We start from the raw sequence: 15633 nt of genomic DNA, 5'->3' as shown, positions 1-15633 counted from the left end.
CACACAATCCCGGGAGCCGCGCGTGCTCGAGGTACGCAACCTGGAAGTCGTCTACGACGACGTGATGCTCGTGCTGCGCGGCGTGAGCATCCGCGTGCCGCCCGGCTCGATCGTGGCGCTGCTCGGCGCGAACGGCGCGGGCAAGACCACCCTGCTGCGCGCCCTGTCGGGGCTGCTCGACGTGCACGACGGCGAGATCACCAAGGGCGAGGTCACGCTGGAGGGCGAGCCCATTCACCACCTGCGGCCCGCCCAGATCGTCCGGCGCGGCGTCAGCCAGGTGATGGAGGGCCGGCGCATCCTGTCGGAGCTGACCGTCGAGGAGAACCTGAGGGTCGGCGGCCACACGGCCGCCCGGTCCCACCTGGACCGCGTCTACGCTCTGTTCCCCCTGCTGAGGGAGCGGCGCAGGAGCGTGTCGGGGTACCTGTCGGGCGGCGAGCAGCAGATGCTGGCCGTCGGCCGGGCCCTCATGGCGGGCCCCAAGTACCTGCTGCTGGACGAGCCCAGCCTGGGCCTGGCGCCGTCGCTGGTCGGCCAGGTGCGCGACCTGATCGTGGAGATCAACCGCCAGGGCACCACGGTCCTGCTGGTCGAGCAGAACGCCACGATGGCGCTGTCCATCGCCTCGCACGGCTACGTCATGGAGACCGGGAAGATCGTGATGGACAAGCCGTCGGGAGAGCTGCTCGCCGACGAGGACATCCGGGAGTTCTACCTGGGGGCCGTCCGGTCGTTCCGCGAGATCAAGCACTACAAGCGGAGAAAAAGATGGCTCTCCTGACGTTCGAGGACGTGCACCTGAGCTTCGCCGGGGTCAAGGCCATCGACGGGGTCTCCTTCGAGGTGCGGCAGGCGGAGCTGCTCGCCGTCATCGGCCCGAACGGGGCGGGCAAGACGTCCGTCTTCAACGTGCTGTCGGGCGTCTACCGGCCGCAGAGCGGGCGGGTCACCTTCCTCGGCGAGGACCTGCTGGCCCGCCGCCCGCACGAGATCGCGGCCATGGGGCTGGCGCGGACGTTCCAGAACGTGGAGCTCTTTCACAACCTGACCGTCCTGGACAACCTCATGCTCGGCCGCCACCACCACTTCCGCTACGGCGCGCTGTCGGCGCTCGCCTGGTACGGCCGCGCCAGGCGGGCCGAGCTGGCCGCCCGCGCCCGCATCGAGGACATCATCGACTTCCTGGAGCTGGAGGCCTGGCGCCGCCACCCCGTGCGGCTGCTGCCGTACGGGATCCAGAAGCGGGTGGAGCTGGGCCGGGCGCTGGCCATGGAGCCCCGGCTGCTGCTGCTGGACGAGCCCGTGGCCGGCATGAACCTGGAGGAGACCGAGGACATGGCCAGGTTCGTCCTGGACATCCGGGATGAGCTGGGCATCCCGGTCGTGCTCGTGGACCACGACATGGCGCTGGTCATGGACCTGGCCGACCGGGTGCTGGTGCTGGACTTCGGCCGCCCGGTCGCGCTCGGCGAGCCGGCCGAGGTGCAGCGGGATCCCGCGGTCATCGAGGCGTACCTGGGAGGGACGGCATGAGCGTGGGTGTGGTGTCGAGGACCGTCACCATCGTCACCAGGGTGCGCGAGCGCGCCAGGAACGCCCCCGACGCCGTCGCCATGCGGCACAAGGACTTCGGCATCTGGCAGGAGGTCACCTGGGGCGCGTACTGGACGCAGGTCGAGCTGGTCGCGCACGCGCTGCTCGCGCTCGGCGTCGAGCCGGGCGACCGGGTGGCCGTGCACGCGGAGAACCGCCCCGAGTGGCTCTACGCCGACCTCGGCACGGTCGCCGCGCGCGGCATCACGGTCGGCCTGTACCCGACGAACCCGCCCGCCGAGGTCGCCTACCTGCTGGCCGACTCGGGCGCGAAGATCCTCGTGGCCGAGGACCAGGAGCAGGTGGACAAGGCGCTGTCCGTCCTCGACGAGTGCCCCGAGCTGCGGCGCATCGTCTACCTGGAGCCGCGCGGCATCCGCGGCCGCTACGACGACGACGTGCTGATGTCCTGGCCCGAGCTGCTCGCGCTCGGGGCCGAGCACCGCGCGGCGCATCCCGGAGCCGTGGAGCGCCGCCTGGCCGAGGCCGAGCCGGCCGACGTGATGACGCTCATCTACACCTCCGGCACCACCGGGCCGCCCAAGGGCGTGATGCTGACCGTCGCCAACGTCGAGTTCGCGGTGCGCACGCTGGTCGAGGGCGGCGGCTTCACCTCCCCGCCGCCGTCGGAACGCGACCTGGCGCTGTCGTACCTGCCGCTGTGCCACGTGGCGGAGCGGGCGTTCACCGTCTGGTTCAACTCGGCGGCCGGGGTGCAGGTGAACTTCGCCGAGTCCATCGACACCGTGCAGGCGAACCTGCGGGAGGTGCAGCCGACGATCCTGTTCGGGGTGCCGCGCATCTGGGAGAAGGTGCTCGCGCAGGTCAACATCAAGCTGGAGTCGGCCTCGCCGGTCAAGCGCGCCTTCACCAGGCTCTGGCTGCGGGTGGCCGACCGGGTCGGCGACACGCTGGTGCGCACCGGCGGCCGGCACACGCTCAGGACGCGGGCGGCGTACGCGGCGGGCTGGGTGTTCTGTTACCGCTCGCTGCGCGAGCGGCTCGGCATGCGGCGGGTCCGCTACGCCGCCTCCGGCGCCGCGCCGATCGCCCCGGACGTGCTCAAGTTCTACATGGGGATCGGCGTGCCCATGCACGAGGTGTACGGCATGAGCGAGAACACCGCCGTCGCCACCGCCAACCGCCCCGGACGGATCCGCCTGGGCACGGTCGGTGAGCCGCAGCCCGGCATCGAGCTGCGGATCGACGAGGCCACCGGCGAGATCTTGACCAGGCATCCGGGGAACTTCGCCGGCTACTGGCGCAACCCGCGCGCCACCGCCGACGTGCTGGACGAGGACGGCTGGCTGCACACCGGCGACGTGGGCGAGTGGGTCGAGGGCACGCACGTGCGGATCACCGACCGGATGAAGGACATCATCATCACGGCCGGCGGTAAGAACATCGCGCCCAGCGAGATCGAGAACGCGCTGAAGGCGTCCCCCTACCTGAAGGAGGCCGTGGTCATCGGGGACCAGCGGCCCTACCTGGTGGCGTTGATCGGGATCGAGCTGGACACGGTGGGGGAGTGGGCGCGGCGGCGCGGCCTGCCGTACACCACCTATCGGGATCTTTCCGACAAGCCGGAGGTGCGGGAGCTGGTCCAGGAGATCGTGAACGGCGTGAACGAGCGGTTCGCGTACGTGGAGCAGGTCAAGCGCTTCGCGTTCCTGCCCAAGGAGCTCGACCACGAGGACGGCGAGCTGACCGCCACCCAGAAGGTCAAGCGCTCGGCCATCGCCAAGCTCTTCGAGGACCTGGTCGAAGGGATGTACGCCCGGTGAAGGGGCTGCTGGAGTCGGTGATCAGGGGCCTGGGGACCGGCTCGGTGTACGCGCTGCTCGCACTCGGCTTCGTGATCATCTACAAGGCGACACGGGTGATCAGCTTCGCCCAGCCCGCCCTCATGCTGGCCGGCGGGGTCGCGGTCAGCTACCTGGCCGCCCTGACCGGCTTCTACGGGGCCGTGCTGCTGGCCGCGCTGCTCATCGCGGCGGTGGCGCTGGTGGTCGAGCGGGTGTCGATCAGGCCGATGGTGGGCCGCCCCGTCTTCGTCGTGGCGATCATCACGCTCGGCATCGACGTGGTGCTGCGGGTGATCGTGAACGGCTTCATCGGCCGGGACGTGCGGCAGGTGGGCGACCCGTGGGGGTTCACCCAGGTCTCGCTCGGGCCGCTGGTCGTGCAGTCGCGCTGGCTGGCCATGATGCTGGTCACCGCCGTGCTGGTGGCGCTGCTGTTCGCGTTCTTCCGCTACACGCGCTACGGGCTGGCCATGCGGGCGGCGGCCTTCGACCAGGAGATCGCGCTGGCCCAGGGGGTCTCCGTGGGGGCGGTGTTCGCGCTGTCGTGGGGGCTGGCCGGGTTCCTGGCGGCGATCGCCGGGATGTTCGTCGGCACCGGGCAGGGGATCGAGCAGATGACCTGGGTGGTCGCGTTGAAGGCGCTGCCGGCGATCATCGTGGGCGGGCTCGACTCGCTGGGCGGGGCCGTGGTGGGCGGGCTGATCGTGGGCGTGGTGGAGTCGCTGTTCCAGTCGTACCAGGGGGAGTTCGCGCCCTGGCTGGGGCAGAACTTCGCGGTCGTGTCGCCGTACGTCGTCATGCTGATCGTGCTGATGGTGCGGCCGTACGGGCTGTTCGGGACGCGGGAGGTCGAGCGGGTATGACCGGGACGCGAACCACGGCGGGGGCGCCCCCCGACATACCGACCGGACGGTCTCGGTCGCGGCGGGTGCGCGGCAGGCCGCTGCTCTACACCTCCTACGCCCAGGACATGGCGCTGCTCGACACGCCCGCCAAGAAGGTCTCGACAGGGCTGCTGGTGCTGCTCGCGTTCGCGCTGGCGGTGCTGCTGCAGGACCGGTCGCTGGAGGTGCTGGCGGGGGCGTACGTGCTGGCCATCGGGGCGATCGGGCTGAACATCGTCACCGGGTACGCCGGGCAGGTCTCGCTCGGGCACGCGTTCTTCGTCGCGATCGGCGCGTACACGGCCGCCGCCGTCTCCGGCCCCGTGGACGGCGAGAACATCGGCTACGGCGTCGCCGAGCTGTGGATCTGGCTGCCCGCCGCCGGCCTGGTCGCCGCCGCGGCCGGGGTGCTGATCGCGCCGCTCGCCTCCCGGCTGCGCGGCCTCTACCTGGCCGTCGTCACGCTCGGGCTGGTCTTCCTGGGCGAGCACATCTTCAAGGAGTGGCAGGAGCTGACCGGCGGCCCCGGCGTCGGCAGGGAGGCCGCGATCCCGCAGCTCTTCGGCGTGCGGCTGGACCAGGACGGGCCGCTCGGCACCAAGGAGCAGCTCCTCTACACGCTCATGCTGACGCTGCTCGTCGTCTTCGCGGTCGCCGCCCGCAACCTGGCCCGCTCCCGCGTCGGCCGCGCCTTCGCCGCCATCCGCGACAGGGACATCGCCGCCGCCGTCATCGGGGTGCCGCTGACCCGCTACAAGGTGCTCGCCTTCGGCATCTCCTCCTTCTACGCGGGGTGCGCGGGCGGGCTGCTGTTCACGATCTCCGGGTACGTCGAGCCGTCGTCGTTCAACCTGCTGCTGTCGGTGCAGTTCATCGCCATGGTGCTGATCGGCGGGGTGGCGACGGTGTCGGGGGCGATCGCCGGGGCGCTGTTCATCTCGCTGCTGCAGCCGGTGACCAGGTCGCTGCCCGCGCTGGTGCCGCTCATCAGCGGGGACACCACGCAGACGCCGAACGTGTTCCAGGTGGAGACCGTTCTGTACGGGCTGCTCATCGTGCTGTTCCTCATCTTCGAGCCACGGGGCCTGTTCGGCCTGTGGATCCGGGTCCGTAACTACTGGAAGTCCTGGCCTTTCTCCTACTAGGAGGGTTACTCATGAAGAGTCGCTATGCCCTTACCTTTGTCGCCATAGCGGCCCTTCTGTCCGCGTGCGGCGTCTTCCGGGGGGACGACCAAGGCAGTACAGGCGGTGTCGCCGCCCAGGCTCCGGGTGTCACCACCGAGCCCTGCCCGTCCGCGGTGGACAGCAACAAGGGCTGCATCTACCTCGGCACCATCTCCGACCTCACCTCCGGCCCCTTCGCCGCGCTCGCTGTCCCCATCACCGACGCCCAGAAGGCCTTCTGGGCCCGCGTCAACAAGGCCGGCGGCATCGGCGGCAAGTACGAGGTGGACGTCACCAAGTACGTCAAGGACAACAAGTACAACCCCGAGGTGCACCGGCAGGTCTACAACGAGATCAAGGACCAGGTGCTCGGCCTGGCCCAGACCCTCGGCTCGCCCACCACCGCCGCCATCATCGGCGACCTCAAGGCCAACAACATCGTCTCCGCCCCCGCGTCGTGGACCTCGGCCTGGGAGTTCGAGGACGTCATCATCGAGACCGGGTCCAACTACTGCGTCGAGGCGATGAACTCCGTCGACTACGCGGTGGACACGTACAAGGTGAAGTCCGTCATGGCCGTCCACCTGGCCGGCGACTACGGTGCGGACGCCGCCGCCGGCGCCAAGGCCGCCGCCGAGCGCAGCGGCCTGACCTTCGCCAACGTCGAGACCCCGACCGGCGCCACCGAGCAGGGCCGGGCCATCACCGAGATCACCAAGAACAAGCCCGACCTGGTGATCCTCACCACCGGCCCCGCGGACGCCGCCACGATCGTCGGCCAGTCGGCCGCGGCCGGCTACAAGGGCCGCTTCATCGGCACCGGCCCGACCTGGAACCCGGCCCTCCTCCAGTCGCCGGCCGCGCCCGCGCTGAAGGCGCTGTACGAGCAGTCGGCCCCCGGCAAGCCGTGGGATGCCGACACGCCCGGCCACAAGGCGATGCGCGACGCGCTGCCCGGCGTCACCCCGAACGACGGGTACACCTCGGGGTGGGCGTGGGCGTACCCGATGAAGGCGGCGCTGGACGCGATGGTGGCCGGCGGGAACGTGAGCAGGGCCGGGCTGCTGGCGGCGGTCAAGACGCTGAAGACCGTGGACTACGAGGGCATGCTGCCCGCGGAGGCCGGGAACTACGCGGAGCCGGGAGCGGTCTTCAGGCAGACGCTGATCAACAAGGTGGACGAGAAGGCCACGACGGGCGTCGCCATCGTCAAGGACTTCTTCACCGGGCCGACGGCGCAGGCCTACACCTTCGACGGGCCCTGCTTCTCCAAGCTGTAGACCCGCCGCACTGCCACAATCGGCTCATGCCCCGAGGTCTTCCGCCGCGAGCCACCTTCGACCGTGCCGCCGACACCTACCAGAGCGCCCGTCCCGACTACCCGCCCGAGCTGTACGCCGACCTCCGCGCGACCACGGCGATCACCCCGCCCGCGCACCTGCTGGAGGTCGGCTGCGGCCCGGGCAAGGCCACCCTGCCGCTGGCCCGGATGGGGTTCGGCATCACCGCGATCGAGCTGGGCGGCGCGCTGGCGGCCAAGGCGCGCGAGCACCTCGCCGCCTTCCCCGGCGTCTCGGTGATCACGTCCTCGTTCGAGGAGTGGGAGCCCCCGGCGGGCGTCCGCTTCGACCTCGTCTACGCCGCCACGGCGTGGAAGTGGGTGGACGCGGACGTCAAGTACGCGAAGGCGGCCGGCCTGCTCGCCGACGGCGGCCACCTGGCCGTCTGGAACGCCGACCACGCCTTCCCGGCGGACGTGGACCCGTTCTTCTTCGAGATCCAGCCGGTGTACGAGGAGCTGGGGGAGGGGCACGACGGCCCGTGGCCGCCACCCCCGCCGGAGGAGCAGCCCGATCCCATGGCCGCCGAGATCGAGGCGTCCGGCCACTTCACGGTGGTCTCGACGAACCTGTACGTGTGGGCGGCGCGCTACACGGCCGACGAGTACATCGCGCTGCTCGACACGTTCTCCGGCCACATCGCCATGGACCCGGCCAAGACCGGGCACCTCTACGGCGAGATCCGCCGCCTGCTCGCCGCCCGCCCCGACGGAAGGCTCACCCGCCACTGGTCGGCCGTGCTCACCGTCGCGGCGAGGCACTAGAGTGCCTGCGTGATTCGTGGGGAGGCGACGATGGATGACTCGAAGCCGGGCGGCGGCGGGAGCGGCGCGGGGGCGCCGCGCGTGCTGGTGCGGCGCGCACTGCCGACGGAGCCCGCCGTGCGGGGCTCGGCGTCCCTGTTCCTCGCGGAGGCGCGGCGCCAGGGGCTGAACGCGGGCCGCCGGATGTTGTACGTCGGGCTGGAACCGGCCGGTGACCAGGTGGCGGCCTGCCTGCGGGTGGAGCCGGGCGCGGACGTCGTGGCGCGGCGCAAGCTGATGACCGCGGACGACGTCCCCGTGCGCATCGCGACGAGCTACTTCCGCGCCGACCTGTTCGGCGGCACCAGGCTCGCCGAGCCGGAGTTCGTGCGGCCGTCGCTGCAGTCCGCGCTCACCGCCCTCGGCCACGCGTTCGGCCGTGCGGAGGAGAGCCTGATCGCCCGGCCGCCGACGCCGTTCGAACGGGAGACCCTGGAACTCGACGCCGGTGAGTGGGTCGTCGTGGTGGTGCGGGCGAGCTACTCCGCCGAGGACGTGCCCGTCCACGTCCTGGAGACGATCTGCGCCGCGAGCCGGCACGTCTTCACCATCGCCCAGGTCTCCGGGCACGACGAGTTCTGAGCCCGCCCGTAATCCGGTTTACGGGCGCGGGCCGGGCGTGCGAGCATCGGCCGATGTCCGAGTCCCGATGCGCGTTGCTGCGCTGGCAGTTCGACCTCACCTGGTCGTTGTTCGAGTACCACCTGGAGCGGCTGGAGGAGGACGACTTCCGCTGGGAGCCCGTCCCGCACTGCTGGACCGTGCGCCGCGGCGCCGGCGGGAGGTGGGAGCCGGACTGGGCGGAGAGCGAGCCCGACCCCGTTCCCGTGCCCACGATCGCCTGGGTGAGCTGGCACGTCGGCTGGTGGTGGAGCGTGACGACCGATCACGCCCAGGGGCGGACGCCGCGCGACAGGACCGACGTCACCTGGCCGGGTGACGGCGAGCGGACCGTCGCCTGGCTGCGCGGGCTGCGCGAGGAGTGGCTGACCGTCCTGGACCGGCTCACCGACGCCGATCTGGACGCCCCCGCCCCGTTCCCGTGGCCGCGGGACGGCGGCCACACCGTGGCGCGCATGGTGGCCTGGGTGAACGCCGAGCTGATGAAGAACGTCACCGAGATCGGCCAGCTACGCCTGCTGCGCGCAGCCCAGGCTCCGCAGATCCGCCACGAGGCCGAAGTGGTCGCTGGCCCAGACGCCGTCCACCGGCTCGTCGAAGATCAACCGGCAGTCCGCCAGCCGTAGCGTCGGCCCGTTGCCGTGGCAGCGCACGAACAGGTAGTCGATGCGCCGGCCCGTCTCCAGCGGCCAGTTCCCGCCCCTCACCAGCGGGTTGACCGGCGTGAACGTGTGGCCGGGCTCCTCCGGGCGAGCCCACCGCCACACGTCGCGGTAGGCCACGCTCATCCCGTCCAGGGACTGCAGCCCGGCCCAGAACCGCAGGCTCGCGGAGTCGGGCGTCGCGTCGAAGTCCCCGGCCAGCACCACGTGCACGCCCTCCCGGCCGCCGACCGCCTCCTCGATCAGCCTGGCCGACCGGACGGCCTGCGACTCCCGCTCGTACTCGTGGCCGAGGCGGAAGGAGGGCTTGTGGTTGACGAACAGCACAGGCTCCGGGGCCCGCACCTCGACCAGGCCCACCCATCCCGCGAACTCCGACGGATCCACCCGCGCCGTCACGTCCAGCCGCTGCTGCCGCGCCTGCGCCAGGGGCCAGCGGCTGGCGATCGAGGCGCGCGTGCCGTCGGCCTCGCCGCCCTCCTGGTGGAGGACGTGGTAGTCGGGGCCGAGCAGGTCGATGACCTGGTCGTAGTCGTCCGTGACGACGGACTCCTGGAGGGCGACCAGGTCGGGGGCGAGGCGGCGGAAGCCGTCGATCAGCAGTTGCCTGCGCCTGCTCCAGGAGCCGTGCCTGGCCCAGAGGTTGAGTGTGGCGACGCGCATGCGGGAGCGCTACCCGCTGGGACGCGGGTCAGCGGTCGAACCAGCGGCCCGCCCCGGGCATGACCAGCAGGGCGATGATCGCAAGGTACGGCACGATGGAGCCGAGCAGAGCGAGCCAGCCGATGCCGTCGTCGAGCACGCCCATGGCGGCCCTCGCGCCGCACATGGCCGCCGCGAGGGCGACGGATCCCCAGCGCACCGACTTCTTGCGCGACGGCCAGCGGGACAGCAGCCATCCGGTGAGCGCCGTGCTGGTGGCGGAAAGGACCAAGAGCAGCAGCATCCCGGCGGAGAAGCCGGCGACACGCGACGGCCGAGGCTCTACTCCAGGATGTCCTCGGGCGTGAGCGTCACCTCCGGCGTAGCCTCGTCATCCTCCGGCGTCTTCTCCGGCCGGCAACTGTCCGAGCACCCCTCGAACCGGGCCGTGTCGATCGCGGTGAACGGCGTGGCAGGCACGTCACGCAATGCCGCCGACATGGTGTCGCGCCAGATGGGGCCGGGGATGCTGGCCCCCTGCACCGCCCCGTAGTACCGCCCCCCGATGGTGACGCCCGTCAGCTTGTGCCGCTGGGAGCCGCGTGGGTCGCCGAGGCTGACGGCGGCGGCCAGGTCGGGGGTGAAGCCGGCGAACCAGGCCGAGGCGTAGTCGTCGGTGGTGCCCGTCTTGCCGGCCGCGTCGCGGCCGAGGCCGCCGACGCCGCTCATCGTGCCCTCGGTGAAGACGCCCGACAGGACCTCGGCGGTCGCGTCCGCGATGGCCGGGTCGAGGGCCTGGCGGCACTTGGGGCGGTAGCGGGTGGTGCGGCCGTCGCGGTCGGTGATCTGGGTGATCGCGAGCGGGGCGCAGTACTCGCCGCGGGCCGCGATCGCCGCGTACGCGGTGGCGACCGTTACCGGGTCGGACTCGTTGATGCCGAGCGTGAACGTCTCGTACTCCTGCAGCTTCTTGCCGTCCGCCCGCCGGATGCCGAGCGACTTGGCCGTCTTGACGGTCTCGCAGAGGCCGACCCGCTCCTCCAGCTCCATGAAGAACGTGTTCACCGAGTCCCAGGTGCCGGTCCTGAGGGTCTTCCAGCCGGGTGAGCCCTCGTCGTTGGTGACGGTGTGGGACGGGTCGCCGACGTTCTGGCCCTTGCAGGTCTTGAACGTGGAGTACGCCGGTGCCCGGTAGCCCGCGCCCGCGGCGACGCCGTCGTCCAGCTTCATGCCCTGCTGCAGAGCCGTGATCAGGGTGAACGTCTTGAACGTGGAGCCGGGCTGGAAGCCGATGCCGCCGCCGTGCGCGGTGTTCGCCACGACGTTGTAGGAGATCTCGTTCCTGGCGGCGTTCGTGCCGTAACGTCTGCTGGCCGCCATGGCCTTGATGGCGCCCGTGCCGGGTTTGATCAGGGCCTGGGCGGCGACGGGGGCGTCCGACGGGTGCACGTACTTCTTGATCGCCTTGTCGGCCGCCGCCTGCATGGCGGGGTCGAGGGTGGTGGTGATGGTCAGGCCGCCTCGGTTGAGCATCGTCAGCCTGGCCTTGGCGGTGCGGCCGAAGTCCGGGTTGCTGAGGATTTCCTGGCGGACGTAGAGGCAAAAGTACGGATATTTGCTGCTTTCGCAGCCGCCGGGGATGCGGGTGCCCTTGTAGCCGAGTTTGGCGGCCTTCGCCTTGGCCGCCTCGGCGGCGGTGATCTTCCCCAGCTCGGCCATCCGGTCCAGGACCACGTCGCGGCGGTTGAGCAGCCGCTCGCGGTGCTCCTTGCCCAGGTTGGGGTCGGTGGCGTTCGGGTCCTGGACGGCGCCGGCCAGCGTGGCGGCCTGTGGAAGCGTCAGGTCGGCCGCGGAGACGCCGAAGAAGCGCCTGGCCGCCGCCTCGACGCCGTACGCGCTCGCGCCGAAATACGCGATGTTCAGATATTTGGCGAGAATCTCGTCCTTGGTGTACTTCTTCTCGATGCCCATCGCGTACCGGAGCTCGTTCAGCTTGCGCGAGTAGCTCGCCTCGACGGCCGCGTTCCGCTCCGCCTCCGTGTCGGCCGAGTTGAGCAGCACCTGCTTGACGTACTGCTGGGTGATGCTGGAGCCGCCCTGGCTCACCTTGCCCGACTGCAGGTTGGTGGCCAGCGCGCGCAGCGTGCCCTCGACGTCGATCGCCCCGTGCTCGTAGAAGCGGAAGTCCTCGATCGCCACGATGGCCGTCTTCATCGTCTCGGCGATCTCGCCGAACCCGACGACCTCGCGGAACTCCTCGTAGAAGCGGGCGATCTCGCCGCCCCCGGCGTCCCGCACGATCGTCACCTCCGCCGGTGGCGGCTCGGCCAGGTCGAGCGGCTTGAGGTCGACCTCACCCGCCGCCGTCACGAAGCCGAGCCCGGCGCCCCCCACCGCCGGGACCGCGATCGCGGCCACCACCAGCCCGGCCGCCGCGCCCGCGGCGGCCAGGCGCAACATGTTCGTCCCCCGACGCGACATCAGAGCCTGCCGAGCCCGCGGGCCAGGATCGTGGCGGTCTTCGCGACGACGGCGTCGTCGGTGGAGGCGACCGGGCGGTTGGTGTAGACGGCCAGGATGATCGGGGCGCCGGACGACCCGGACGGCCAGACGACGGCGATGTCGTTGGCGCCGCCGATCTCGCCGTTCGTGCCCGTCTTGTCGCCGACCTTCCAGCTCTTCGGCAGGCCGGCGCGGATGCGGGCGTCGCCGGTCTTGTTCGCGATCAGCCAGGCGTTGAGCTGCTCGCGGTCCTTGGCCTTCAGCGCGCCGCCCGTCGTGAGCAGGCGCAGGTCACGGGCGATGGCCGCGGGCGTGGTGGTGTCGCGCCGCTCCTTGGGGGTCCAGTCGTTCAGCTCGGTCTCGTAGCGGTCGAGCCGCGAGATCGGGTCCTTGAGCGAACGGAAGTACCTCGTCAGCCCCGCCGGGCCGCCGATCTGCTTGAGCACCATGTTGGCCGCGGTGTTGTCGCTCTCGGTGATGGCGGCCTGGCACAGTTTGGCGACGCTCAGGCCGTCCTCGACGTGCTTCTCCGTGGTGGGGGAGTTGGGCTTGAGCTCGTCGGCCGTCCACTTGACGACCTTGTCCATCAGGCCCGGCTCGGAGGTGCGGGCCTTGTGCAGCGCCGCCGCGCAGAGCGGCGCCTTGAACGTGGACAGCAGCGGGAAACGCTCGCCCGACCGGTACCCGACCGTCTTGCCGGTCGCCGTGTCGATGGCGTACGCGCCGATGCGGCCCTTGAAGGACGCCTCCAGCGCGCGCAGCTCCTTCTTCACGTCCGGCCGCGCCGCCGCCTGCTGGGCGACGGGGACGGCGGCGGAGGCGGTGCCCGTGGTGAGCGCGCCGCCCGCCAGGAGGGAGGCGGTCAGGGCCGCGGCTGCCTGGAGTGCGGGCCGGGTGCGGGGGTGTCGCATGCGTGCATGTCCTCGCTGTCGTCGGGTGCCGGAGGTCAGGAGCAAAGCAGATGCGATCACGTGATGTCTAATAGCGATATCGCGAAATGCGCGATATCTGAAGGTGTATGAGTGCAGGTCAGTGACATCAGCGGGGGCAAGCCTTGCCGAAACGGCAACAGAATTCCCCGGGTACGCCCTCCACGGCGGATAGTGCACGAAGACGAAACGGAGGTCGTACATGTCGCAGACCCATCGCCTGGTCGAGGTGCCGGGTGGCCGGATCCACCTGGTCGAGCAGGGAGCCGGGCCGCTGGTCCTGCTGGTCCACGGTTTCCCCGAGTCCTGGTACTCCTGGCGCCACCAGCTCCCCGCCCTGGCCGCGGCCGGTTTCCGCGCGGTGGCCGTGGACGTGCGCGGCTACGGCCGCTCCTCGGCGCCCGCCAGGGTCGCGGACTACCGGATGCTGGCCCACGTGGCCGACAACGTGGCCGTGGTGCGGGCGCTCGGCGAGCGTTCGGCGGTGATCGTCGGCCACGACTGGGGCTCCTCGATCGCCGCCAACAGCGCCCTGCTGCGGCCCGACCTGTTCCGGGCCGTCGGCATGCTGAGCGTCCCGTACGCGCCGCGCGGCCCGCACCGCCCCAGCGACTCGTTCGCGGCGATGGGCGGCGACGAGGAGTTCTACGTCAGCTACTTCCAGGCGGAGGGCCGCGCCGAGGCGGAGATCGAGCCGGACGTGCGCGGCTGGCTGGCGGGCTTCTACGGCGCCCTGTCGGCGCAGGGGCAGGGCGCCTACTTCGTGCCCAGGGGCGGCCGGTTGCGCGACCGTTTCCCCGCGGGCGCGCTGCCGGGCTGGCTGACGGAGTCGGATCTGGACGTGTACGCGGGCGAGTTCGAGCGCACCGGCCTGACCGGCGCGCTGAACCGCTACCGCAACGTGGACCGCGACTGGGAGGACCTGGCGGCCTGGGACGGCGCGCCGATCGCGCAGCCCGCGCTGTTCGTCGGCGGGGCGCTGGACGCCACCACGACCTGGATGGCCGGCGCCGTCGAGGCGTTCCCCCGGACGCTTCCCGGCCTGGCCGGCGCCCACATCCTGGACGGCTGCGGTCACTGGGTGCAGCAGGAGCGGCCGGCGGAAGTGAACGAATTGGTGATCGACTGGCTGCGAAGAGTGACCGCAGGTGGCGCGACGCTTGGGTAGGGTCGGGGCATGCGACATCTCAAGAGCCGGTTCCTGCCGCTGGCCCTGTTCGCCGCAGGCGTCCTCGCCGCCGGGTGCAGCGAGGTCAACAGCACGATCGACAAGGCCCAGGCGTGCCTCGAAGCCCCCAAGATCATCACAGAGCTGGGTGCGGAGATCAGCAAGCTCACCAACGACCCCCAGGCCATGGACAAGGCGATCGACGACGCCGCCAACAAGCTGAACGAGGTGGCCGGCGAGGCCTCCAACACCACGCTCAAGGAAGCCACGGACGGCATGGCCAGCACGCTGACCAGCATCTCCGTCCAGGACGCCAACGATGCCGTGGACGCGGTGCAGAAGGTCACCACGGAGAGCGCCGCCTACGTGGAGAAGGTGGCCCAGGCCTGTAGCTGAGTCGCTGGGATAATCCCGGCTTCTCTAGGGGAAATGGGGACGAACTACCGTTTTTCTCATGGAGCCCGACCCGCGTTTCACCTTGGCCAATGAACGCACCTTCCTCACCTGGCTGAGCACGGCGCTGGCGCTCAGCGCGGGTGGGGTGGCCATGGCGGCGGTGCCGTCCGACGTGTTCGTGCCCTGGATCCGCACCGGACTGGCCATCGTGCTGGTCTCACTCTCCGCGCTGGCGGCGGGCATGGCCTACCCGCGCTGGCGCAACATCCAGCGCGCGCTGCGCCAGGAGGCGCCGCTCCCGCCGCCCGCACTGGCGGCCGTCTTCGGGTACGGCGTCGCCGCCGTGGCCGTCGTGGCCCTCGTCCTGATCATCCTGTCCGCGTGACCTCATGACGTCCGAAGAGGAGATCTGGGACAGGGGGCTGCAGAGCGAGCGCACCCGGATGGCCTGGGTGCGCACGGCGGTGGCGCTGTCCACCGGCGGGCTCGGCGCGGCCGGGCTCGCGGCCCGGCACGGCCTGCCCGTGCTCGCCGTCGCCGCCTTCGCCCTGGCCGCGCTGTGCGGCGGCGTGCTCCTGATCAGGACGGGGCTGCGCTACCGCCGTGTGCAGGCCGCCCTGCACGGCGGCAAACCCCTGGACGCGGGGCTCGACGCGCTGTTCGCCTGGCTCGGCACGCTGGGCGTGGTCGCGGGCGCGTTCACCTTTGTCCTCACCATCAGATGAGCCTGGTTGCGGGATGGCGAGCAGGGGGTGGACACTCGAAATCAGGGGGTGACCTCGATGGAAGAGGAACTCAGGAACGTGCCTTTCGAGTGCCGTGGCTGCTGGCATGTCTGGCAGGAGGACTACGTCGTCAGGCACAGCGAGGACGACCACGGGAACCAGGGCGAGGTCTGGCTGAGCGCCGGGCTCCGCGTGCCGCCGCCGTCGTCGGGCGCCATCTGCCCGCAGTGCGGCTGCCAGCAGGCGACCACCTTCCCGAACGGCTACCTGATCCGCCATCCGGAGCTGATCCCGCCGGTGGGGCCGATCGTGCCCGACGCGACCCCGCTGCTCAGCCCGGTGCCGAAGCCGCTGTACTGACTGCGCAATCTGACAGCCGGTAAGGCTTTTCTGG

Annotated in this window: 18 protein-coding genes; 14 read left to right on the top strand and 4 right to left on the bottom strand. The window is 71.0% G+C overall.

Annotated elements, in window-relative coordinates:
- Positions 1 to 22: 22 nt before the first annotated feature.
- The 9 genes from FXF51_RS10540 (at position 23) to FXF51_RS10500 (ending at position 8841) form a co-directional block, all read left to right on the top strand.
- Positions 23 to 784, top strand: coding sequence for an ABC transporter ATP-binding protein (locus FXF51_RS10540; RefSeq protein WP_148434076.1), 762 nt, complete (start codon positions 23 to 25; stop codon positions 782 to 784).
- Positions 772 to 1536 (top strand): ABC transporter ATP-binding protein, encoded by a 765-nt coding sequence (locus tag FXF51_RS10535; protein ID WP_148434075.1) that lies wholly within the window; start codon positions 772 to 774, stop codon positions 1534 to 1536. Before FXF51_RS10540 ends, FXF51_RS10535 begins: the two co-directional genes overlap by 13 nt.
- Positions 1533 to 3380, top strand: a complete 1848-nt coding sequence (locus tag FXF51_RS10530; RefSeq protein ID WP_148434074.1) for an AMP-dependent synthetase/ligase — start codon at positions 1533 to 1535, stop codon at positions 3378 to 3380. The genes FXF51_RS10535 and FXF51_RS10530 overlap by 4 nt, the downstream gene beginning before the upstream one ends.
- Entirely contained in the window at positions 3377 to 4264 is an 888-nt protein-coding gene (locus FXF51_RS10525) for a branched-chain amino acid ABC transporter permease (RefSeq protein ID WP_148434073.1), read from the top strand. The genes FXF51_RS10530 and FXF51_RS10525 overlap by 4 nt, the downstream gene beginning before the upstream one ends.
- Complete coding sequence (locus FXF51_RS10520) at positions 4261 to 5430, top strand: branched-chain amino acid ABC transporter permease (protein WP_222871227.1); 1170 nt, start codon at positions 4261 to 4263, stop codon at positions 5428 to 5430. The genes FXF51_RS10525 and FXF51_RS10520 overlap by 4 nt, the downstream gene beginning before the upstream one ends.
- A 155-nt stretch (positions 5431 to 5585) precedes the next feature.
- The gene (locus FXF51_RS10515; RefSeq protein ID WP_262379410.1) at positions 5586 to 6731 is read left to right on the top strand and encodes an ABC transporter substrate-binding protein; all 1146 of its coding nucleotides are present in this window, start codon (positions 5586 to 5588) and stop codon (positions 6729 to 6731) included.
- 26 nt (positions 6732 to 6757) lie between these two features.
- Complete coding sequence (locus tag FXF51_RS10510; RefSeq protein ID WP_148434071.1) at positions 6758 to 7555, top strand: class I SAM-dependent methyltransferase; 798 nt, start codon at positions 6758 to 6760, stop codon at positions 7553 to 7555.
- A gap of 30 nt (positions 7556 to 7585) precedes the next feature.
- Positions 7586 to 8176, top strand: a complete 591-nt coding sequence (locus tag FXF51_RS10505) for a GntR family transcriptional regulator (protein WP_262379409.1) — start codon at positions 7586 to 7588, stop codon at positions 8174 to 8176.
- 53 nt (positions 8177 to 8229) lie between these two features.
- Positions 8230 to 8841 (top strand): DinB family protein, encoded by a 612-nt coding sequence (locus tag FXF51_RS10500; protein ID WP_148434070.1) that lies wholly within the window; start codon positions 8230 to 8232, stop codon positions 8839 to 8841.
- Here FXF51_RS10500 and FXF51_RS10495 read toward each other — a convergent pair.
- From FXF51_RS10495 to bla, 4 genes are read right to left on the bottom strand one after another with little or no spacing between them, the layout of a single operon-like run.
- Positions 8725 to 9540 carry an endonuclease/exonuclease/phosphatase family protein gene (locus FXF51_RS10495; RefSeq protein ID WP_148434069.1) on the bottom strand — a complete coding sequence of 272 codons (816 nt, stop codon included), beginning with the start codon at positions 9538 to 9540 and terminating at the stop codon, positions 8725 to 8727. The genes FXF51_RS10500 and FXF51_RS10495 overlap by 117 nt on opposite strands.
- Before the next feature lie 28 nt (positions 9541 to 9568).
- Positions 9569 to 9811: a hypothetical protein gene (locus FXF51_RS10490; RefSeq protein WP_148434068.1), complete on the bottom strand. Its 243-nt coding sequence runs from the start codon at positions 9809 to 9811 to the stop codon at positions 9569 to 9571.
- 50 nt (positions 9812 to 9861) lie between these two features.
- Positions 9862 to 11979: a transglycosylase domain-containing protein gene (locus FXF51_RS10485; protein ID WP_262379408.1), complete on the bottom strand. Its 2118-nt coding sequence runs from the start codon at positions 11977 to 11979 to the stop codon at positions 9862 to 9864.
- A gap of 20 nt (positions 11980 to 11999) precedes the next feature.
- Complete coding sequence (gene bla, locus FXF51_RS10480) at positions 12000 to 12932, bottom strand: class A beta-lactamase (RefSeq protein WP_148434066.1); 933 nt, start codon at positions 12930 to 12932, stop codon at positions 12000 to 12002.
- A gap of 220 nt (positions 12933 to 13152) precedes the next feature.
- On the opposite strand from bla, the gene FXF51_RS10475 reads away from it, so the two are divergent.
- The 5 genes from FXF51_RS10475 to FXF51_RS10455 are packed head-to-tail and all read left to right on the top strand — an operon-like array spanning position 13153 to position 15599.
- Positions 13153 to 14118 carry an alpha/beta fold hydrolase gene (locus FXF51_RS10475; RefSeq protein ID WP_148434065.1) on the top strand — a complete coding sequence of 322 codons (966 nt, stop codon included), beginning with the start codon at positions 13153 to 13155 and terminating at the stop codon, positions 14116 to 14118.
- A 9-nt stretch (positions 14119 to 14127) separates the two neighbouring features.
- Complete coding sequence (locus FXF51_RS10470) at positions 14128 to 14514, top strand: hypothetical protein (RefSeq protein WP_148434064.1); 387 nt, start codon at positions 14128 to 14130, stop codon at positions 14512 to 14514.
- Between the two features lie 58 nt (positions 14515 to 14572).
- Positions 14573 to 14899, top strand: coding sequence for a YidH family protein (locus tag FXF51_RS10465; RefSeq protein WP_148434063.1), 327 nt, complete (start codon positions 14573 to 14575; stop codon positions 14897 to 14899).
- Between the two features lie 4 nt (positions 14900 to 14903).
- Positions 14904 to 15239: a DUF202 domain-containing protein gene (locus FXF51_RS10460; RefSeq protein WP_148434062.1), complete on the top strand. Its 336-nt coding sequence runs from the start codon at positions 14904 to 14906 to the stop codon at positions 15237 to 15239.
- Positions 15240 to 15296: 57 nt separating this feature from the next.
- A complete protein-coding gene (locus FXF51_RS10455; RefSeq protein WP_148434061.1) occupies positions 15297 to 15599 on the top strand; it encodes a hypothetical protein in 303 nt (100 codons plus the stop codon).
- Positions 15600 to 15633: the final 34 nt, after the last annotated feature.

Source organism: Nonomuraea sp. PA05 (assembly GCF_008086045.1).
Lineage (GTDB): Bacteria > Actinomycetota > Actinomycetes > Streptosporangiales > Streptosporangiaceae > Nonomuraea > Nonomuraea monospora.
The sequence above is the reverse complement of the archived record's forward strand: the minus strand, read 5'-3'. Positions and strand labels throughout refer to the sequence as shown.